We start from the raw sequence: 20793 nt of genomic DNA, 5'->3' as shown, positions 1-20793 counted from the left end.
TTTACCCGCTGCACACCTTAACATACTGGTCTAAACTTAATCATTATGCGTATCATGCTACACGTAAATTAGTCCTAACATTACCGTATGACGAATGCTTAGACTGATATACGATGGAATAATATTAATACGTTAAGGATTTACATTTGTCAGACCCACTACTTTCTCTCGTTTCAGTAGGACTGTTGTCTATTGCCTGTCAGTACTTGGCATACAAAATTAGACTTCCAGCCATACTACCTCTTTTAATTGTTGGCATTGTGGTGGGGCCCGTTTTCGGTGTACTTAACGCAGACAGTTTATTTGGCGACTTACTGTTCCCCGTTGTTTCACTCTCTGTAGCCATCATTCTTTTTGAAGGTTCATTAACGCTTAAGTTCAGCGACATTGCGGGTCACGGTAATATGGTCAGGAACCTCTGTTCCATTGGGGTTGTGGTGACGTGGATTGTTGCAGCGACGGCTGCCCATTACAGTCTAGACCTGTCATGGCAGCTCTCCTTTTTGTTCGGCGCAATTGTAACCGTTACTGGCCCTACGGTTATTGTTCCCATGTTACGGACGGTTCGACCTAAAACCAATCTCGCGAACATCTTGCGTTGGGAAGGAATAGTCATCGACCCTATCGGCGCATTGCTTGCCGTACTGGTGTTCGAGTTTATCGTAGCGTCACAAGAAACCGCTATTACACATACGTTAATTGCCTTTGGTAAAACCGTAGGTATTGGCTCGGTGCTCGGCCTTGCTGCCGGCTATTTACTGGGGCTATCTATCAGAAAGGAATGGATCCCCCATTACCTACTCAACACTGCCGTATTAACGATTATTCTCGGTGTCTTTGCTGCATCTAACTATGTAGCCCACGAGTCCGGCCTCTTGGCTGTTACTATTGCCGGTATGGTACTTGCCAATATGAAAGACGTGGATGTGGAAGACATACTTGAGTTTAAAGAAACCTTGAGTGTCTTGCTTATCTCTGGGCTATTCATACTGCTTGCTACTCGTTTGAATTTGCAATCGGTTATAGACGTTGGTTGGGGCTCTGTTGTAGTGCTGGCCGCCATCATGTTTGTAGCTAGACCGTTATCAGTCATGGCCTCCTCCATTGGTACCGGCCTTAAATTAAACGAGTTAGCCTTACTTAGCTGGATAGCCCCTCGCGGTATTGTAGCGGCGGCGGTATCAGCGCTGTTCTCGTTAAAGCTAGAAGAAATAGGTTATGAAGGCGCGGGTATCATCGTCCCCATCGTGTTTATGGTCATTATCGCTACGGTTGTGGTGCAGAGCTTAACTTCTCGAACCGTTGCATCACTATTAAAAGTGAGAGCCCCAGCCCCTACCGGCTATTTAATATTTGGTGGAAGCAAGTTCAACCGGGCTTTGGCGTGTGAAATGTTAAATCAAAAATTAGATGTGACGATTGCTGATACTAACTGGGATGCCATTCGCGAAGCGCGCATGATGGACATCCCCATCTATTTCGGTAACCCCATGTCAGATCATGCCGCCCGACACCTAGACCTAAACACGTTTGGTACTGTTCTTATCATGTCGCCCTATAAGCAGCTCAATCCACTCATTGCTTATCACTTTGAATATACAATGGGTAAAGATAAAGTGTGGGCATTGACGAATAATGAGCAGTCCACGCGCCCTAGTCACCAAGTGAGTGAACAATACGCTAAGAAGTTAACCTTGTTTGATGAGGGTGTCACTTACGGTTACTTGGCCTCGGCAATAGCCCGTGAGTCTCAGGTTAAGACAACGCGTCTGTCTGAGGAGTTTAGCTATGAGCAATATATTAAACAATATGGTGAGAGAGCAACGCCACTTATTGCTATAAATGCTGAAGGTAAGAGCTATACATTTATCAATGGAAACAGTATTGAACCGAAAGCGGGATGGCGTTTAATTAGCTTGATTGAGCCCGAGCGTGACGAAGGGACAACTGAGAGTACAAAAAAAGGCCACATAGAGTCGTGAAGTAAGAAAACCTCCTGCCCACCGGCAGGAGGTCTCTCCCTGGAAAACCGCGTAACACAGTGCCCTCTTAGCAAGAGCATTTTAATTTTGATTTTACCGTCGTTACGCTGTCGTACGCTTAATAGCAAACGGTACACCAACTTTAATAAACTCTGCCAAATCAATAAATTAGACATTCAGCCACTAACACTACCTGTATTTTGGTTCATTGCACAAACCCTTTTGGTGCACACCATGCACTAATCAGGGGTTCGTTTTTCATTCAGTTACAGTAAGTTATATAGCGTTTACGACGCTTTCTCGCGTCATGTGAGATACTTGGAAATACACGATAACGTGGCATTTAACGCTCCGCTATTATCCAGTAATACCTTATTACCAGCGCTACCGGCTGTACTAGCCTCGTCGGGCTTTTGAAGCCACCTTGTTAAAGCTGAAACCATATTGGCACTATCCTCAACGATCGTTAGCGCACCGCAGTTTTGAAGATATTCACATATAACAGGGTTATTATAGGTGTGAGGGCCCATCAAAATAGGTAAAGAAAAAGCTGCAGGCTCAAGTGCATTATGTCCGCCTCGTTCTGCAATTGACCCTCCCACGAAAGCAAAACTTGCTACGGCGTACGCTTGGTTGAGTTTTCCCATCTCGTCGAGAAGTATAACGTTAATATCATCAGGTACCGATGCGATCTCTGAGGTCCTTGCGAAGGATACATTGTATTTTTCAATGATTTTAGCGACGGTATCGAATCGTTCCGGATGCCTTGGCACGATAACAACGCGAAAAGAAGGTAATACTTTCCATACTTCCAAAGCCGCATCAAGAATAGCCTTTTCCTCCGGCTCGTGTGTACTGCCAGCTACCAAAAGAGGCCGCTCCCCACGGCTAATTCCAATAAAGTGACTCGAGGTGTTTATCTCAGAACTCGCTTGATCAAACTTTATGTTGTTAGTGAGAGTAAGCCTATTGTTATCCATACCCAGCCAGGAATAGTTATCAAAATCTCGTTGTCCCTGCGCACATACGTGAGACAGCTTACCTAACATAGGATTAAAAAGTTTTCCTATTTTCTTATAACGCTTTGCAGAACGGTCGGTCATTCTGGCATTAATGACCACGACGGGAATATGGCGTTTCCAGCACGCGTGAACCAGGTTTGGCCACAACTCTACCTCGGTAATCATTACCATTTTAGGTTTTACCCGCTTCAACATGCCGGCCATTGCCATATGTAGATCATAAGGGAGGTAGAAGTGATGAACGGTATCTTTAAAAATGTCGCGAACTCGTGCTGACCCCGTGGGCGTTGTGGTAGTGATAGTGATTTGCGCACCCGGTTCAAGGCGCATTATGCGCTTTATAAGGCACGAAGCAGCCACGACCTCACCTACTGAAACACAATGAAAAAGATAGCCATTTTCTTTGGGTGGACGGCGAACTAATCCAAAGCGTTCGAAACGACGACGATTATAATCTTTATTTCTTGTAGAGCCCCTCATAACAAGTTGCGCGATAGCAAAAGGAATAAGAAGTGCTAATACACATGAATACCCCCACCGACAAAGCGTTTCAACAAATTTAGGTTTGTAGTCACTGCGTTTGGCAGCAGGCATAAATACTTCCTTCGGGTAAAATTTATTTGGTTTATTAACGTGAGTACTTGGCATTAGTCAGTATCACTGCCAGTCATTAAACTGTCGTGAACGTATGATTGACTAGATTCAAGTAAACTATATTTGTGTTTGAAAGCCTATTCTAATGCCGCAACACGTTCAACGTATTCTCTTTATTCGTCTTAGCGCAATTGGCGATATTGTAATGGCTTCAGGCCTTCCGTCTAGTATCAATAGTATTTACGCGTCAACAGCCCCCAACGTTGAGATAACATGGTTGGTAGAAGCCCCCTACACTGGGCTGGTAAGCGCACACCCACACGTTAACAATGTTATTGCTTGGCCAAAATCCGAATGGAAAGCATTAGCAAAGCGGCGCCAATATTGGCAATTAGTTAAGGTAGTTTGGAAATTTAGACAAGTACTTCGCAGCCACAGATTTACGGTGGCCGTTGAAGCACAAGGCCTCTTAAAAAGCGCATTGTTGGCCTTCTTAAGTGGCGCGCCCGTCCGCTTTGGCTTTAAAAGTAAAGAGAATAGCCACTTACTGTTGACTCACACAACGGCTAAGCCAATGTCTGACGAGATAAGCAGTGAATATCGTCACCTAGCCAAATTCATAGCGGATACGCAACAGCGAGATAATGCTTACAACGTAAAGCCCTATCAACTGCAAGTAAGGGTCTTAAGCTCGGTCAATGCCTCTGCGTTTGATAAGTTGTCATTAAGGGGTATTACACAGCCTTTTATGGTTATTGCGCCCTTTACAACTCGACCACAAAAACATTGGCCTATGGAGCACTGGGAGACATTACTAGAGAAAATAAGAAAGCATACTCGAATGCCCATTGTCATTTTAGGTGGACCAAGTGATGCCGCACATGCTGAAAGCTTAACGTTTGGCCAAGAAAGCATAGTGTCGTTAGCAGGGAATCTGACACTAGAGGAATCGGTCGCTATAGCATCGAAATGCCATGCCCTCGTTGGCGTAGATACTGGACTCACTCACTTAGGAACTGTTTTCAATAAACCTACGGTGGCGATATTTGGCTCTACACGCCCTTATACAAAAACTGACAGCGCTAACACTCACATTATTTATAAGGAATTATCCTGCGCGCCGTGTAAAAGGCGGCCAACCTGTGGCGGCAAATTCGACTGTATGAAGGAAGTTACGCCCAAAGAAGTCTTAAATAGGCTTCTTCCGTATATAAATTATTAAATAAATTTTAAGGACGACATTTGAGCACTTGTGTTTTACACGTTGAACTAGGCAGACATTTATACGGTGGTGCAAAACAGGTCACTTACCTTATCAATGCGTTAGAACAGCACGATAACATTCGACAGCATTTAGTATGCACACAAGACAGTGAGATTCAGAACACGTCTCTCGGACGTTGTGACGTGCACGCCTTAAAGTATTCAGGTGAAACGGACTTTCTATTTATCAAACGTTTACTCTCATTAGTAAAAGAGATTAAGCCCAACATCATCCATATTCATAGTCGACGAGGCGCTGACGTATGGGGAGCAATAATTGCTAAAATGACCGGCATTCCTTCTGTCTGTACCCGTCGTGTCGACAACTTAGAGTCACGTTTCTCATACTATAAATACAAACAGTTCGATGCAGTTATCAGTATTTCAGAGGGCGTACAAAGCGTTGTGGCAAAACATTGCGAAGGAGTAAAACATCAATTCGTCATACATTCTGCTGTGGATTTAGACGAATACTCTCTTGTGGAAAACAAACAGTGTCTGCACGACACCTTTAATATTCCAAGCGACCATACCGTAATCGCTAATTTTGCCCAGTATATTTCTCGAAAAGGTCAAGCAGACGTGATACTTGCAATGCACGACGTTCTGCATAAGCACAAAAAGGTAACGTGCTTGTTGTTTGGTAAAGGAGGGCTTGAAGAGAGTTATCAATCGTTGATTGAGCGTCACGGGCTTGCCGGTAATGTCAAACTATGCGGTTTCACTACTGATGTGACAAAAATACTCCCCAATGTAGATATTGTTATACATCCTGCTTACGCCGAAGGACTAGGCGTTGCTTTACTACAGGCTGGTGCAAGTAGACGCGCTGTGATAACTAGCCCCGTAGGCGGTATCCCTGAGATTGTTACCCATAAAGAAACGGGCTTAATGGTGGCGCCTGGAGATATTGATGCCATTGGAGAAAGTCTTGTGAGTTTAATTGAGCAACCGACTTTACGTTATCAGTATGGAAATGCGCTATACAAACATGTAGCAGAGAAATTCAGCATAACAAAGATGGCTAATGCCTACGTCAACCTATACAACTCTCTTACTCAAGGTGACAAAGATACTAATAAGACGGTTAAAAATCTTGTCCAGCCCAGTTAAACAGACACAAAAAAGCCGCTCGAAAGCGGCTTTTTTAAGACTTTGAAAAAAGTTAGCGATTAAACGCCAGCTTTTTCAACAACGTCAACTAGCATCCAAGATTTGTTCTTAGATAGCGGGCGACATTCACGTACTGTTACTACGTCACCTTGGTTGCACACGTTGTTTTCGTCGTGGGCGTGAAGCTTAGTAGAGCGCTTGATGAACTTCCCGTAGATTGGGTGCTTAACAAAACGTTCAACTACAACAGTGATGGTTTTATCCATCTTGTTGCTAACCACACGACCTTGTACTGTACGAATTTTTTGCTCAGTCATTACGCATCAGCCTTTTGAGTCAGAATGGTTTTAACACGCGCGATGTTACGACGTACTTTTCTCAACTGATCAGTTTTTTCAAGCTGACCGGTTGTGTGCTGCATGCGTAGGTTGAACTGTTCGCGTAGCAGGTTAATCAACTCTGCGTTCAGCTCTTCTACGCTTTTATCTTTCAGTTCAGTCGCTTTCATTACATCACCGTCCGAGTTACAAAGGTTGTTTTAAATGGCAGTTTAGCCGCTGCCAATTCAAACGCTTCGCGTGCAAGATTTTCAGGAACACCTTCCATCTCGTAAAGAACACGACCAGGCTGAATTTGGCATACCCAGTACTCAACGTTACCTTTACCTTTACCTTGACGCACTTCAAGAGGCTTCTCAGTAATTGGCTTGTCAGGGAAAACTCGAATCCAAATTTTACCTTGACGCTTAACGTGACGAGTCATAGCACGACGCGCTGCTTCGATTTGGCGCGCAGTCATTCGACCACGACCAACTGCTTTAAGGCCGTAAGTACCAAAGGCAACAGTATTACCCGCTGCCAAGCCGCGGTTGCGGCCTTTGTGCATCTTACGGAACTTCATGCGTTTTGGTTGTAACATGATTAGCCCTCTCGCTTAGCGTTGCGGCCTTTCTTCTTAGGTTGAGCAGCTGGTGCTTGCTCTTGAGTTGTAGGTAGACCACCTAGAACTTCACCTTTGAAGATCCATACTTTAACGCCGATGATACCGTAAGTAGTTGACGCTTCAGAGGTTGCGTAATCAATGTCCGCACGGAAAGTGTGCAGAGGAACGCGACCTTCACGGTACCACTCAGAACGTGCAATCTCTGCTCCGCCCAAACGGCCGCTAACTTCAACTTTAATACCTTTCGCGCCTAGACGCATTGCGTTTTGAACTGCGCGCTTCATAGCACGACGGAACATAACACGACGCTCTAGCTGGCTAGAGATGCTGTCAGCTACTAGCTGGCCATCTAGCTCTGGCTTACGTACTTCAGCGATGTTGATCTGAGCTGGCACGCCGGCTAGCTTAGATACGTAGTTACGTAACTTCTCTACGTCTTCACCTTTCTTACCGATTACTACGCCTGGACGAGCAGTGTGAATAGTCACACGGATGCTCTTAGCAGGACGCTCGATCACGATTTTAGATAGTGAAGCGTTTTTAAGTTGCTTAGTCAGATACTGACGTACCTGATGATCGTTATACAGGTTATCTGCATAGTCTGCAGTATTAGCGTACCAGGTAGATGTCCATGGTTTGCTGATACCCAGGCGTATACCTGTAGGATGTACCTTCTGTCCCATTATCTACTCCTAGTTATCCGCTACAACCACAGTGATGTGACTGCTGCGCTTAAAGATACGATCAGCACGGCCTTTGGCACGTGGCTTGATACGCTTCATAGTTGGACCTTCGTCAACGAAAATCTTGGCAACGACTAGCTCGTCGATGTCCGCGCCTTCGTTGTGCTCTGCGTTAGCAATCGCAGACTCCAAAACTTTCTTTACTAGCGCTGCGCTTTTCTTCGGGCTGTACGCAAGAAGCTCAAGAGCTTTCTCAACGTGCATTCCACGAATTTGATCCGCAACCAAGCGTGCCTTTTGAGCCGACGTGCGGGCAAAACGGTGTTTAGCTAATGCTTCCATCTTCCTACCCCTTAACGTTTAGCTTTCTTATCCGCGACATGGCCGCGGTAAGTACGCGTTGGCGCAAATTCGCCCAACTTGTGGCCGACCATTTCGTCACTAATAATGACAGGTACATGTTGGCGACCGTTATGGACCGCAATGGTCAACCCAATCATATCTGGGATGATCATAGAACGACGAGACCAAGTTTTGATTGGTTTACGTTCGTTCTTTTCCACTGCAGCCTCTACCTTCTTCAGCAAGTGAAGGTCAATAAAAGGACCTTTCTTGAGAGAACGTGGCATGGTGAATCCTCGCTATTACTTGTTTCGACGACGTACGATAAGCTTATCAGTACGCTTGTTGCTTCGGGTTTTCTTACCTTTGGTAGGAACACCCCAAGGAGTTACTGGGTGACGACCGCCTGATGTACGACCTTCACCACCACCGTGTGGGTGATCAACCGGGTTCATGGCAACACCACGAACGGTAGGACGAACACCACGCCAGCGTGTAGCACCAGCTTTACCTAGTGAACGAAGCATGTGCTCTGCATTACCAACTTCACCAATGGTGGCGCGGCAATCAGATAAAACTTTACGCATTTCGCCAGAGCGTAGACGTAGGGTAACGTAGTTTCCGTCACGTGCTAGGATCTGAGCGTAAGCACCAGCAGAACGTGCGATTTGAGCACCCTTGCCAGGCTTCATTTCAATTGCGTGTACAACAGAACCTACAGGAATGTTACGCATAGGTAGAGTGTTACCAGACTTGATCGGAGCGTCCGAACCAGACTGGATAGCATCACCTGCTTTCATACCCTTAGGAGCTAGAATGTAACGACGTTCACCGTCTGCGTACAATACTAGAGCAATGTTAGCAGAACGGTTTGGATCGTACTCTAAACGCTCAACTTTAGCTGGAATGCCGTCTTTGTTGCGTTTGAAGTCGATTACACGATAGTGTTGCTTGTGACCACCACCGATGTGACGAGTCGTGATACGACCACCGTTGTTACGACCACCAGACTTGCTGTTTTTCTCTAGCAAAGGCGCATAAGGTGCACCTTTGTGCAGGTCAGGATTAACGACCTGAACAACGTGACGACGACCGGCAGAAGTTGGCTTAGCTTTCAATAATGGCATTTCTAATCCCCTTCTTACTCAGCACCACCGACAAAGTCGATGTCCTGACCTTCTTTAAGAACCACGTAGGCCTTTTTCCAGTCGCTGCGCTTACCGAAAGACATGCCGTGACGCTTGGTTTTACCCTTAACGTTCACAGTACGAACACCTTCAACTTCAACTTCAAACAGTTTTTCAACTGCTGCTTTGATTTCAGCTTTGTTCGCGTCTTTAGCTACTTTAAATACAACTGTGTTGTTCGCTTCAGCAGCCATGGTAGACTTTTCTGAAACGTGAGGTGCAACTAGCACCTTCAGTAGACGTTCTTCTTTCATGCTAACGCCTCCTCAAGTTGTTTAACCGCATCAGCAGTCATTAGCACTTTCTCAAATGCAATCAAGCTCACTGGGTCGATGCCTGCTACGTCACGTACGTCAACTTTGTACAAGTTGCGTGCCGCTAGGAACAAGTTCTCATCAACTTCAGGAGTAACGATTAGAACGTCATTTAGTTCATATTCGTTAAGTGCAGAAATAAGAGCTTTAGTCTTAGGTGCGTCAACACCGAACTTCTCTACAACAACCAAACGGTCTTGACGGATTAGTTCAGACAAGATGCTCTTAATCGCACCGCGATACATTTTCTTGTTAACTTTTTGGTCAAAGTCACGAGGCTTTGCTGCAAAAGCACGGCCACCGCCAACCCAAATTGGGCTACGGATAGTACCAGCACGTGCACGGCCAGTACCTTTTTGACGCCATGGCTTCTTACCGCCACCACGAACTTCAGCGCGAGTTTTCTGCGCTTTTGTACCCTGACGAGCGCCTGCTCCGTAAGCTACAACTACCTGGTGTACCAGGGCTTCGTTGAATTCACGTCCAAAGGTCGCTTCGGATACTTCAAGAGCGCTTTGCGCGTCTTTCAATGTTAATTCCATCAGTTCACTCCCCAGACGTTACGCTTTAACAGCTGGCTTTACGATTACATCGTTGCCAGTTGCGCCAGGTACGGCACCTTTTACAAGGATAAGGCCGTTCTCTACGTCAACACGTACAACTTCCAAAGACTGCGTAGTCACTTGCTTGTTACCAAGCTGACCAGCCATTTTCTTGCCTTTGAATACTTTACCTGGTGATTGGTTTTGGCCAATTGAACCAGGTGCGCGGTGTGACAAAGAGTTACCGTGTGTCATACGCTGTGAACTGAAGTTCCAGCGTTTGATAGCACCTTGGAAACCTTTACCTTTTGATGTACCAGTGACATCAATCTTTTTAGTGTCGTTAAAGATTTCAACAGTGATTTCACTGCCTACTTCAATATCGGCACCTTCGTTATCTTCTAAGCGGAATTCTACTAGAGTGCGTCCAGCTTCAACACCAGCTTTAGCAAAGTGACCTGCTTCAGCTTTGTTGATGCGGTTAGCTTTTTTAGTTCCAGCAGTAACCTGAAGAGCGCGATAACCGTCAGTTTCCTCAGTACGAAGCTGAGTAACACGGTTTGGGGTCGCTTCAATAACAGTCACAGGGATAGACGTACCATCTTCAGTGAAGATGCGAGTCATACCCACTTTACGACCGACTAGACCAATCGCCATTGTTATAACCCTCTCTTGTTAGCCCAGGCTGATTTGAACATCAACGCCAGCAGCCAAGTCCAAACGCATCAACGCGTCAACTGTTTTATCAGTTGGCTCGATGATGTCTACCAAACGCTTGTGAGTACGGATTTCATATTGATCACGCGCGTCTTTGTTAACGTGCGGAGAAATCAGAACTGTATAGCGTTCTTTGCGAGTAGGTAGAGGAATAGGACCACTTACCTGAGCACCAGTGCGTTTCGCAGTTTCAACGATTTCAGCCGTAGACTGATCGATCAACTTGTGATCAAACGCTTTCAAACGAATGCGAATTCTTTGATTTGGCATCGATTAAGCTCCAATCGAAAGAACAAAAAAATTCACCTTTTCTCTTCCATTAATTCCGGAAAGAAAAGATGTGCGTAAACCGATGGTTCCCTATCGGAACCCTGTTCTTTTTTCTAGCACGCCAGCAACAGCCTAATCAGTTATGATAAATCCGTTACTTCGGCAACCACCCTAAAAGCAGTGAGGTCGCGGCTAAAAATTCATGCCCGTATTGGGCAGTGGGCGCGAATTATACAGAAAGGAAAGAGCAATGCAAGAGGTAGTTTGCTTTTTATACACATATTTTTAGGCTATATAACTGTATGTAACTGTCTATAAGTAGTATTGTTGCTTTCTCGGTATGCGTATACCTTATTACCCTACGAAGAAAATTATAAATAATTAGAAATGGACGGGCCGTCCTTGTTAGAAGTGAGAATATGGAAGTACTGAATAACCAGCAAACTTTTGCACAAATAAAACGTATCCTTAATAACCATTCCACACTTTTGGATGCGTACGGGTTGTTGGAACCGATTATACTCGAGTTGTTCGGTGCCCAACGTATGAGTATTTTCCAGCGCCGACGTCAACACCAGGATTTAGTCGCTCGCTTTAAAACAGGTAAGGAAACACTTGAGATCAAGGTTCCTATCAGCCCAATGTCCATTGCCGGGTATGTTGCACTATCTCAAAAAGCCGTCGTTATCGACGACCCATATAGCCCCACATTGCTACAAAGTATTCATCCCCGTCTTCGTTTTGCAGATAGATTCGACAAAGACAGTGACTTCAGAACACAAAATATTCTGTGCGTTCCCATCATGAATGCGGGCGTTTTGATGGGCGTTATTCAAATTATCAACAAGGTGAATGGTGCGTTCACTGAGAATGACTTAAAACTTGGTAGCGCCCTTGCACTTATTCTCGGCGACAAGTTTAGATTTGAACTCGGCGGCACTAATAACCCTTTCGATCTTCTCGTTCATAAAAGCCTTCTAGAAGAAGCGACCCTTAAAGACATTCAAACAAGTACACCGGATATTCGGGCTTTTGTTCAGCGGCTAGTATCTGAGTACCGCATACCCGAAGACGAAATAGGCAATTCACTGTCTATTCATTACCAAGTACCCTTTATTTCTTACTTACCCGATAAATATCACAGATTTGAAAACGAAAGTCGGCTAAATGTTTCTTACCTAAAAAGGAACTATGTTGCAGTTATTGCTGATGCGCACGACAAACCTATCGTGCTCATGGCAGAGCCGAATAACGCTGCGCTGCTCATGGAAATCGAAAGTGCCATGGGCATTGACAGTTATGAAATAGCAGTAAGCCTTCCTAACTTAATTCTGCAATACCTAGGTGAAAATACCGGCGGCGGTGGCCCTGGTGAGATGAGTGATATTCTGGATGAAATAAGCTCATCGAACGATGACAGCGACGAGCAAATTGATGAGTTATCAGACGACGCGCCTGCCGTTGTACGTTTGGTTAGCCGCATATTGCATGACGCAAAAAGACTTAATGCATCAGACATTCATATCGACCCGGAAAAAAACGCTCCAACACGCGTGCGCATGCGGGTAGATGGCGTCTGCCGTGACATGAACCAAGTGCCTAACTCTCACCATAGCGCCGTTATTGCACGTATAAAAATCATGTCTAACCTAAACATTGCGGAGAAGCGCGTACCGCAAGATGGAAAACTCGCCTTTAGAATGAACGGGCAGCTGGTCGAAGTGCGGGTTGCCACAATTCCAACCGTCGCCGGTGAAGGAGTGGTAATGCGGATATTGGCGTCGGGTGGCGCCATGCCGATCGATAAGATGAACCTAGCGCCAACAAATCGCGCGCGTCTAGAAGAAATGATTAAAAAGCCACACGGTATATTACTTGTGGTAGGGCCCACAGGTTCGGGTAAAACGACGACCCTTCATGCTATTTTGGGTTATCTAAATACGCCAGAGAAGAAGATTTGGACGGCAGAGGATCCTGTGGAAATTACCCAGCCAGGGCTTCAGCAGGTTCAAGTAAGCCCCAAGATAGGTTTTAATTTCGCCGCTGCGCTACGGGCATTTTTGCGTGCTGACCCCGATATTATTCTCATTGGTGAGATGCGTGATAAAGAGACCGCTCATGCGGGTATTGAAGCCTCGTTAACCGGGCACTTAGTACTTTCAACGCTGCATACTAACTCTGCCCCTGAAACCATTACTCGCCTACTCGATTTAGGCCTTGACCCAGTCAACTTCTCTGATGCTTGTGTGGGGATATTAGCGCAGCGTCTTATTAGAACCTTGTGTGGTAGTTGCAAGGAGAAATACCTTGCTACCGAGACTGATATCGCGTTTATAGAGCGCCAGTACGGCAAGGAGCTCATGTCAGAGCTAAACATCCAAACGCCTCTTGAACTCTACAAAGCAAAAGGATGCCAAGAGTGCGGCAATACTGGTTACAAAGGCCGAACCGGTGTCCATGAACTATTGGGTATGACACCAGAGCTTCGCTCTATGGTTTATAAAGAGGCGAGTGTCGCAGACATGAAATCACAGGCAGCTAAAGATGGAATGCGTACGCTCGTTCAAGACGCCATTTACAAAGTGATCAAAGGTGACACCGACTTAGCACAGGTTCAAATTATAGGCGGTGAATAGCCTCCGTTTTTGTGGTGCAGAGATGGAATCTCAAAAGAACTGTACCTTTGCTCAGGTTATTTAGAGCAAAGTGTGTAGTACAAATATATAAAAAAGGAAAGGAAACCCAATGAACAGAAGACTCATTTTAGCTACAGCAATAACTTTTCTTAGCTTGTCTTTATCAGCAGTTGCGCAAGTAAAAACTAAAAATCATATCTGGAAGTCAGAGTATATATCCACCTTAGAGCTAGGTTTACATGCATTGAAAGCGAAAAGGTATGGCAAAGCGCTCGAGAAATTAACCGAGTCAGCAAAAATGGGAAATAAAGAAGGCCAATATTACCTTGCCCAAATGTACTTTCAAGGGTGGGGAACCCCTGTAAGCTACGAAGAAGGTTGGTTATGGTTAAGTGTTGCTATGGAGCAAAAAACTGCTGAATGGAATCGCTCTTATCGTCAAATCAAAAATGCGCTGCCAGAAGATTATATAGAAGCGTTAGAGCCATACGTGGATGAATACATGTCTTTATATGGCGCTGACGCACAAGATTTAAGATGTGAAAAACGAGCGGCTATTGGGTCTAATATTAAAGAGATCATTTGCGAAAAACGTTACTACTAACACCAAATAAAAATGCCGCCTATTCAAAACTGAATAAACGGCATTTCTTTGCTTGTATGGTGACCTACTTTTTCAAATATTCCCTGATCACGTAGTGCAGAATTCCACCGTTTTCAAAGTACGTAAACTCATTTGATGTATCAATTCTGATATCCATCATGAAAGCAGTAGTTTTACCATCGTCAGTAACAGCTCTTACCTCTACCTCAGACTGTCCACGTTCAACAGCATCAATAGAGAAGGATTCATTACCTTTGAGTTCTAAAGAACTTGCGCTATCCCCCTCTTTAAATTGCAATGGCAAAATCCCCATTCCAATCAAATTCGAGCGATGGATGCGTTCATAACTCTCGGCTAGAACCGCCTTGACTCCCATGAGCGATGGCCCTTTCGCAGCCCAATCTCGACTAGAGCCCGTGCCGTATTCTTTACCACCAATAACCACAGCAGGTACACCTTCCTCTTTATAGCGCATCGCCGCATGGAAGATAGACATACTATCACCGCTTGGATAATGGGTAGTTGCACTGCCTCGGGTGCCTGGTGCTAATTGGTTTTGAAGACGTACGTTAGCGAACGTACCTCGCATCATGACTTCGTGATTACCTCGTCTCGAACCGTACGAGTTGAAATCTTTAGGATCAACGCCCTCTGCCTGAAGATACTCACCTGCTGGACTATCATTAGCAATGGCTCCCGCGGGTGATATATGATCAGTTGTAATTGAATCTCCTACTTTCACCAAACATCGAGCGTTCTCTATCGCCGTCAATACCTCAGGCTCTTTCTCCATCACTTCAAAAAATGGAGGATGCTTGATATAGGTAGAGTCAGGCCAATCGTAGACCGATGTTTTGCTTACCTCTAGCTCGTTCCACTCGCCACTGCCTTTAAATACATCAGCATATTTCTCTTTAAATAAATCACCTGTAACATTTTCGGCGATGTATTGCTGAATCTCTTCTTCGGTTGGCCAGATATCTTTCAAGTATACGGGCGCACCATCACTCGCTTTACCAAGCGGCTCTTTAGTAATATCAATATTCATATTACCCGCAAGTGCATATGCAACAACAAGAGGTGGAGACGCGAGGTAATTCGCCGCGACGTCTGGGTGGATTCGGCCTTCAAAATTACGGTTACCGGATAGCACAGAGGTGACGGTGAGTTTTGCCTTTCTAATCGCATCTGAGATAGCATCTGGCAGCGGGCCTGAGTTACCGATACACGTTGTACAACCATAGCCCACTAAATTAAAGCCTAGTGATTCTAGCGGGTCCATGAGACCGGCATCTTCTAAATATTGCGTTACCACTTGAGAGCCTGGAGCAAGAGAGGTTTTTACCCAAGGCTTACGCGTTAGCCCTTTTTCTGCTGCCTTTTTGGCCAGCAGACCTGCTCCAACCAGAACAGAAGGGTTTGAGGTGTTCGTACAGCTCGTGATTGCTGCAATAACAATAGCGCCATCTTCAAGATTGAACTTACTTCCTCTAAATTCCACAAAAGAATCATGGTCTTCGTCAACATCATCGGTCGTGCCTAGACCTGCCTCCGCGATGAGATCGGTTTCCTCATCTAGCACTTTTACGTCAATTTGAGAGCGATGCCATTCGTTAAATGCCTCTGCGGCATTGTCGAGCGCTATGCGATCTTGAGGACGTTTAGGACCTGCTAGAGAGGGAACAACTTCTTCTAAATTTAGTTCTAACGTTTCGTGATACTGTGCGTCTTTGGAGTGGTCGTCATGCCATAAGTGGCTAAACTTCGCATAGGCTTCAACAAGTGCAATCTGATCTTCGTCTCTTCCCGTCAGACGCAAGTAATCCAGCGCTATATCATCGATAGGGAAAATACCGCATGTAGCACCGTACTCTGGCGCCATATTTGCGATAGTGGCACGATCCGCTGTTGTCAGATGCTTAAGGCCCGGCCCATAGAATTCAACAAATTTTCCGACTACGCCGTGTTCACGTAACTGCTGTGTAATAGTAAGCACCATGTCGGTGGCAGTGACGCCGGCAGGCAATTTACCTGAAAGCCTAAAACCAACTACCTTTGGTAACAGCATAGTAACTGGCTGACCAAGCATTGCTGCTTCTGCTTCAATACCACCCACTCCCCAGCCTAGAACGCCGAGGCCATTAATCATAGTGGTATGCGAATCTGTCCCTACCAAAGTATCGGGATAAACCAAGGTTTCCCCATCTTGCTCTTTAGTAAAAGCACAGCGTGCTAGATACTCTAAATTAACTTGGTGAACAATGCCGCGGCCAGGAGGAACCACTTTAAAATTATCGAAGCTAGACTGACCCCACTTCAAAAATTGATAGCGCTCTTTGTTTCGCTCTATTTCTATATCTGTATTTTTTTCTAACGCATTTTCTTCAGCGAAATGATCAACCATAACAGAGTGGTCGATAACTAGTTCAACTGGGTTTAGCGGATTAATCGCTTGAGCATCTCCTCCTAGCCTGTTCACCGCATCTCTCATGGCTGCAAGGTCGACAATAGCAGGAACACCTGTGAAATCTTGTAATATAACCCGAGCCGGCACGAATGAAACTTCGTGGTCAGCGTGATTTTCGATATCCCATTTAGCAACTTGTTCTATATCGCTGCTGTTAACGAATTCTTGGTCTTCGTGACGAATCAAGTTCTCTAAAAGAATTTTGATACAGAACGGAAGCCGGTCGAGCGCATACTTACTACCTATACCGTCAAAATTAACCGCCTTGAAGCTTTTACCATTGACCTCAAGCTGCGAAAAAGACTTATATGTCATACGCTCTCATCCTTCTTTGCCTGTTCATAATTTAAAATGACGATGATAAGTGATTACGTTAGCAGAATTTGAAGCAGTATCACTTACTCGCTCTTAGTATGTATTTGTACGGCTGAAACATGAAAAAAAGTTCACCTAAAAACGATATACCGACTTCTTTTTGGAAGTGGCCAATATTTAGCTTTAGCCGCACAGTTCATAGTGCCACTCACAAAGAGTCGGCAGTTGAAATAATCGAGATTTCAAACAAGGCCAAATAAGGTCATTATTAAAGTGGCGCATTGCAACTATTTCAAAACTGGTCGACCCAGTTTACAAATTAGCAACAATTGTATTTTCTTATAAATCCGCAGAGGTTATGCTTTAAGACCAAGCCAAATAAGAAACCTTTGCTGCGTCTTCGCAATTATTGTTATTGAAGGTGTCGAGCAAAGATTAACAATAATAATGACGCTATCATGACACACCCGTTAGTTAAGAAGTACAATTTAGAGCCCCACCCTGAAGGGGGGTTTTACCGTCAAGTGTTTCGTTCTGAACATGAGACAACATCATATGCTCATAATCAGACGCGCCCTGCGCTAACCCATATCTATTTTCTTCTGTTAAAAGGCCAGGTCAGTCGCTTTCATCGAGTACTGCACGATGAAGTATGGAACCACTATGAGGGCGCGCCACTTCAATTATTTCAATTAGAGAACCAACAAATGTGGGAGCGCCGCATCGGTGGTGGGGACAACGAATATGTAGAAGTTGTTAAAGCGGGAAATTTCCAAGCAGCAGCAACTATGGGCGAGTATTCACTTGTTGGGTGTTCTGTCGCGCCGGGTTTCGATTTTAAAGACTTCAGTTTTATCGAAGAGCCATCTATGCAAGAGTGGATAAAAGTCGCGCATCCTGATCTTATGCGTTTTATCTAAGCCTCAATAATGGCTTTTCGGATACACATCTTACCTGCGATTTTGTGATAGCTTGAACTGGATTTTTCTACGCTGATCAAGGATGATAACGGCAGTTTTTTAAATATACGTCTGAACGTCCATTTTCTGGAAGTATCTCAGACTATTTCACTCAAACGCCGCAGGTAACTCAACTATGTATAAATTGGTACTTATTCGTCATGGAGAAAGTCAGTGGAACTTGGAAAACCGTTTCACAGGCTGGCACGACGTTGATTTGACCGACACTGGTGTAGCACAAGCGAAAACCGCAGGTCAGCTTCTAAAAGACGCTGGATTTACATTCGATCAGGCATATACTTCTGTCCTTTTGCGCGCAATTAAAACGCTTAACATTGCACTAGAAGAGATGGGTCAACATTACCTTCCCGTCGAGCGTCACTGGCGTTTGAACGAGCGTCACTATGGCGCGCTTACTGGCTTAGATAAGGCAGAAACTGCAGCTAAGCACGGTGAAGAGCAGGTTAAAATTTGGCGTCGTAGCTTTGATATTCCACCTCCTGCGGTAGAAGATGACAGCGAGCACTTCCCGGGTCACGATCCACGCTACAACAATGTAGATTCTGATATCTTGCCACGTGGTGAGAGCCTAAAACTAACAATCGAACGCGTACTGCCTTACTGGCATGACGTCATTCGTCCAGACATCCAAGCCGGCAAGCGCGTAATCATTGCCGCCCATGGTAATAGCCTTCGTGCATTAGTTAAGTATCTAGATGGCATGTCAGATGACGAAGTATTAGGTCTGAATATTCCTACAGGTGTTCCACTTGTATACGAATTAGATGAGAACCTGAAGCCGATTTCTAAAGAGTATCTTGGCGACGCTGACGCTATTAAAGCAATGATGGATGCAGTAGCTAAACAAGGCCAAGCGAAGTAAGCTTAAACCTCTTAAATTCTAAAAAGCCTGCTAAAGCAGGCTTTTTTTATGGATGTCGGTTTAGGTTAATTTGGTACTTTCACCAACCAGTTGTGGGTATCTTCCGCTTTACCCCATTGGATATCATTTAGCGCTTGTCTAAGTTTCATTGTCACTGGTCCAGCTTCGCCGTTACCAACCTGATACTCTTTATCGTTGTGAATAAAAGTTCCTACTGGTGTAAGGACGGCCGCTGTGCCTGAAAGGGCAGCTTCAGTATTAGGTTTCGCTGAGCGTTCTAGTAGTTCTTCAACTGTGATATCGCGCTCACTAACCGTCATGCCATGGTCTTTAGCTATCTCTAGGATAGTTGCGCGGGTTACACCGTGTAAGAAGGTAGAGTCTAGGCCCTTAGTGATGATTTCATTACCGTCAATCAGTAAGAAATTAGCAGCACCTGTTTCCTGAACATCACCATTTGGGCAAAACAAAATTTGGTCAGCCTGTACTTCCTTTCTCGCCTTAAGAATAGGAGGCAATGCACTAGCGTAGTTCCCGCCACTCTTCACCATACCCATATGTGGCGCGCAGCGCATACCGGTTTCATCTAATAACAATCTTAGTGGCTTCAGGCCGCCTGCGAAGTAATCTCCTACCGGTGACAACAGTACATACAGCATGGATGTAGCTGATGGCGCAGCCGCTTTACCAATTGATGCTTCTGTACCAATGTGAGTCGGACGGATGTACATAGAGCCAGGAGGCTCAGGTACTTCAGATGCGTATTTAGCAACAATATCAATGATCATCTTTTCTACCTGAGCTTTGTCTATTTCAGGCAAGTTTAAAAGACGACTACTTTGAGCAAAACGCTCAATATTCTTATCCATTCTAAAAATATTAATACTGCCATCTTCATGTTTAAAAGCCTTTAAGCCTTCAAAGCATGTGCTTGAGTAATGGAGTACGTGAGCGCCCGGATGAAGTTGAATGCTGTTAGCACTGACAAATTCGGTGTCAGTCCATTGATCGTTGACAAAGGTAGCAAGCGCCATTTCTGGCATGAATACTGTACCGAATACGGCCATTAGTTCGTCCTATTTACTTCGACTAAAATGATATTCGCAAGAGTTTACCAAAAAACCTACACATTGCTAAAAGTAAGTCGATTCTATTAAGGCTTTTATCGAATAAGACCGTCTATGAATACTGACAGTAAAAAAAATTAGAGGCACAAAAAGCAAAGAAATGTGCTTTAGATGTTAGCTTTTCTGTATGGTGTTAATCTTGAATGTTTACTGTTTTCCCTCAAGCGCTTTTTCTAGCAACTGTTCTATTCGTTTAACGCTTTCAATAAGTAACTTCATATCATCGTTTTCATCAACTTTTTCTCTATGGAACGCGCCAGTATTTGTTAGTAACTTATCTTTTTGCGACAAAATTGTCTCTCTGAATGCATCGGCGTCATTGATACCAATAAGTGAAACCAAAGCGCCTTGCGCCGATTGCCCAGCAGTTTCGAATGACAACCGATATAAATTGAAGAGCCGCATTAGCGGTCCTTGGACCATAGCTACATCGGTAATTTTCTCTAAAGGAATAGACTTCTCTTCTTTGTTAAATACACCGCGTTTTACGACCAGCTTTCGTTCTGTAACAACGGCAGACATGGCGGCCAATATTTTGCCACTGATCAGGAAAAACAAGGGGATGGATATAATCAAGAAAGGTATACCTACTATAGTGATAGACGACACCAACAGTAAACTTAAAAGCCAGTAGGTTTTTACCGCAGGGTTAAAGGTGGCTTCAAATATTACTCTCTCAGACATCATCAGTTCCTTTTAGTTGGATATCTTCAAGTATAACCTTAACAAGAGAGAGAAATGGTAAACAATTTTCTGGTTATTATTGATGCGCAAAGTATTAGCTTTTGAAGTCAGAGTGCATTTCTCTAAATATTGGGGTCAGAGTCTGAG

At 44.7% G+C, this 20793-nt stretch carries 22 protein-coding genes; 7 read left to right on the top strand and 15 right to left on the bottom strand.

From position 1 onward, the window contains the following. Positions 1-146: 146 nt before the first annotated feature. Positions 147-1982: a cation:proton antiporter gene (locus tag GVO62_RS13240; protein ID WP_159119643.1), complete on the top strand. Its 1836-nt coding sequence runs from the start codon at positions 147-149 to the stop codon at positions 1980-1982. 305 nt (positions 1983-2287) lie between these two features. Here GVO62_RS13240 and GVO62_RS13235 read toward each other — a convergent pair whose 3' ends face one another. Further along, positions 2288-3598, bottom strand: a complete 1311-nt coding sequence (locus GVO62_RS13235) for a 3-deoxy-D-manno-octulosonic acid transferase (RefSeq protein WP_159119642.1) — start codon at positions 3596-3598, stop codon at positions 2288-2290. Between the two features lie 145 nt (positions 3599-3743). On the opposite strand from GVO62_RS13235, the gene GVO62_RS13230 reads away from it, so the two are divergent. Continuing rightward, the gene (locus GVO62_RS13230; RefSeq protein ID WP_159119641.1) at positions 3744-4820 is read left to right on the top strand and encodes a glycosyltransferase family 9 protein; all 1077 of its coding nucleotides are present in this window, start codon (positions 3744-3746) and stop codon (positions 4818-4820) included. A gap of 20 nt (positions 4821-4840) precedes the next feature. Then, a complete protein-coding gene (locus GVO62_RS13225; RefSeq protein WP_159119640.1) occupies positions 4841-5974 on the top strand; it encodes a glycosyltransferase family 4 protein in 1134 nt (377 codons plus the stop codon). Positions 5975-6033: 59 nt separating this feature from the next. Here the strand turns inward: GVO62_RS13225 and rpsQ are convergent, their stop codons facing one another. From rpsQ to rpsJ, 11 genes are read right to left on the bottom strand one after another with little or no spacing between them, the layout of a single operon-like run. Next, complete coding sequence (gene rpsQ / locus GVO62_RS13220; RefSeq protein ID WP_012516966.1) at positions 6034-6291, bottom strand: 30S ribosomal protein S17; 258 nt, start codon at positions 6289-6291, stop codon at positions 6034-6036. Continuing rightward, positions 6291-6482 (bottom strand): 50S ribosomal protein L29, encoded by a 192-nt coding sequence (gene rpmC / locus GVO62_RS13215; protein ID WP_012516965.1) that lies wholly within the window; start codon positions 6480-6482, stop codon positions 6291-6293. The genes rpsQ and rpmC overlap by 1 nt, the downstream gene beginning before the upstream one ends. Then, the gene (rplP, locus tag GVO62_RS13210) at positions 6482-6892 is read right to left on the bottom strand and encodes a 50S ribosomal protein L16 (protein ID WP_014947979.1); all 411 of its coding nucleotides are present in this window, start codon (positions 6890-6892) and stop codon (positions 6482-6484) included. The genes rpmC and rplP overlap by 1 nt, the downstream gene beginning before the upstream one ends. A 2-nt stretch (positions 6893-6894) precedes the next feature. After that, positions 6895-7599 carry a 30S ribosomal protein S3 gene (gene rpsC / locus GVO62_RS13205; RefSeq protein ID WP_014947978.1) on the bottom strand — a complete coding sequence of 235 codons (705 nt, stop codon included), beginning with the start codon at positions 7597-7599 and terminating at the stop codon, positions 6895-6897. Between the two features lie 9 nt (positions 7600-7608). Further along, on the bottom strand, positions 7609-7941 hold the full coding sequence (rplV, locus tag GVO62_RS13200) for a 50S ribosomal protein L22 (protein ID WP_105930584.1): 333 nt from the start codon (positions 7939-7941) through the stop codon (positions 7609-7611). 11 nt (positions 7942-7952) lie between these two features. Then, positions 7953-8228, bottom strand: coding sequence for a 30S ribosomal protein S19 (gene rpsS, locus GVO62_RS13195; RefSeq protein WP_012516961.1), 276 nt, complete (start codon positions 8226-8228; stop codon positions 7953-7955). 15 nt (positions 8229-8243) lie between these two features. Then, the gene (gene rplB, locus GVO62_RS13190; protein WP_159119639.1) at positions 8244-9068 is read right to left on the bottom strand and encodes a 50S ribosomal protein L2; all 825 of its coding nucleotides are present in this window, start codon (positions 9066-9068) and stop codon (positions 8244-8246) included. Positions 9069-9082: 14 nt separating this feature from the next. Beyond that, the gene (gene rplW, locus GVO62_RS13185) at positions 9083-9382 is read right to left on the bottom strand and encodes a 50S ribosomal protein L23 (protein ID WP_012516959.1); all 300 of its coding nucleotides are present in this window, start codon (positions 9380-9382) and stop codon (positions 9083-9085) included. Continuing rightward, positions 9379-9984 (bottom strand): 50S ribosomal protein L4, encoded by a 606-nt coding sequence (gene rplD / locus GVO62_RS13180; protein ID WP_012516958.1) that lies wholly within the window; start codon positions 9982-9984, stop codon positions 9379-9381. The genes rplW and rplD overlap by 4 nt, the downstream gene beginning before the upstream one ends. Before the next feature lie 18 nt (positions 9985-10002). Further along, complete coding sequence (rplC, locus tag GVO62_RS13175) at positions 10003-10641, bottom strand: 50S ribosomal protein L3 (RefSeq protein ID WP_025256850.1); 639 nt, start codon at positions 10639-10641, stop codon at positions 10003-10005. 18 nt (positions 10642-10659) lie between these two features. Continuing rightward, a complete protein-coding gene (gene rpsJ, locus GVO62_RS13170) occupies positions 10660-10971 on the bottom strand; it encodes a 30S ribosomal protein S10 (RefSeq protein WP_010179497.1) in 312 nt (103 codons plus the stop codon). Positions 10972-11390: 419 nt separating this feature from the next. Between rpsJ and GVO62_RS13165 the strand changes: the two genes are divergently transcribed. Further along, positions 11391-13607 carry a GspE/PulE family protein gene (locus GVO62_RS13165; RefSeq protein WP_159119638.1) on the top strand — a complete coding sequence of 739 codons (2217 nt, stop codon included), beginning with the start codon at positions 11391-11393 and terminating at the stop codon, positions 13605-13607. A 109-nt stretch (positions 13608-13716) separates the two neighbouring features. Next, positions 13717-14211, top strand: coding sequence for a sel1 repeat family protein (locus GVO62_RS13160; RefSeq protein ID WP_159119637.1), 495 nt, complete (start codon positions 13717-13719; stop codon positions 14209-14211). A gap of 64 nt (positions 14212-14275) precedes the next feature. On the opposite strand, the gene acnA is transcribed toward GVO62_RS13160, so the two are convergent. Then, positions 14276-16993 carry an aconitate hydratase AcnA gene (acnA, locus tag GVO62_RS13155; RefSeq protein WP_159119636.1) on the bottom strand — a complete coding sequence of 906 codons (2718 nt, stop codon included), beginning with the start codon at positions 16991-16993 and terminating at the stop codon, positions 14276-14278. A gap of 458 nt (positions 16994-17451) precedes the next feature. Between acnA and GVO62_RS13150 the strand changes: the two genes are divergently transcribed. Then, positions 17452-17913 (top strand): cupin domain-containing protein, encoded by a 462-nt coding sequence (locus GVO62_RS13150; protein WP_159119635.1) that lies wholly within the window; start codon positions 17452-17454, stop codon positions 17911-17913. A 175-nt stretch (positions 17914-18088) separates the two neighbouring features. Further along, positions 18089-18835 (top strand): 2,3-diphosphoglycerate-dependent phosphoglycerate mutase, encoded by a 747-nt coding sequence (gene gpmA, locus GVO62_RS13145; RefSeq protein WP_105930590.1) that lies wholly within the window; start codon positions 18089-18091, stop codon positions 18833-18835. A gap of 65 nt (positions 18836-18900) precedes the next feature. On the opposite strand, the gene GVO62_RS13140 is transcribed toward gpmA, so the two are convergent. Together GVO62_RS13140 and GVO62_RS13135 are read right to left on the bottom strand one after the other, a co-directional pair. Further along, positions 18901-19902 (bottom strand): branched-chain amino acid aminotransferase, encoded by a 1002-nt coding sequence (locus tag GVO62_RS13140; protein ID WP_159119634.1) that lies wholly within the window; start codon positions 19900-19902, stop codon positions 18901-18903. A 207-nt stretch (positions 19903-20109) separates the two neighbouring features. Further along, complete coding sequence (locus tag GVO62_RS13135) at positions 20110-20646, bottom strand: PH domain-containing protein (protein WP_159119633.1); 537 nt, start codon at positions 20644-20646, stop codon at positions 20110-20112. Positions 20647-20793 lie beyond the last annotated feature (147 nt).

The organism is Alteromonas sp. KUL150 (genome assembly GCF_009811475.1).
Taxonomy (GTDB): Bacteria; Pseudomonadota; Gammaproteobacteria; order Enterobacterales; family Alteromonadaceae; genus Alteromonas; species Alteromonas gracilis.
This window is presented reverse-complemented; position numbering and strand designations above follow the sequence as displayed.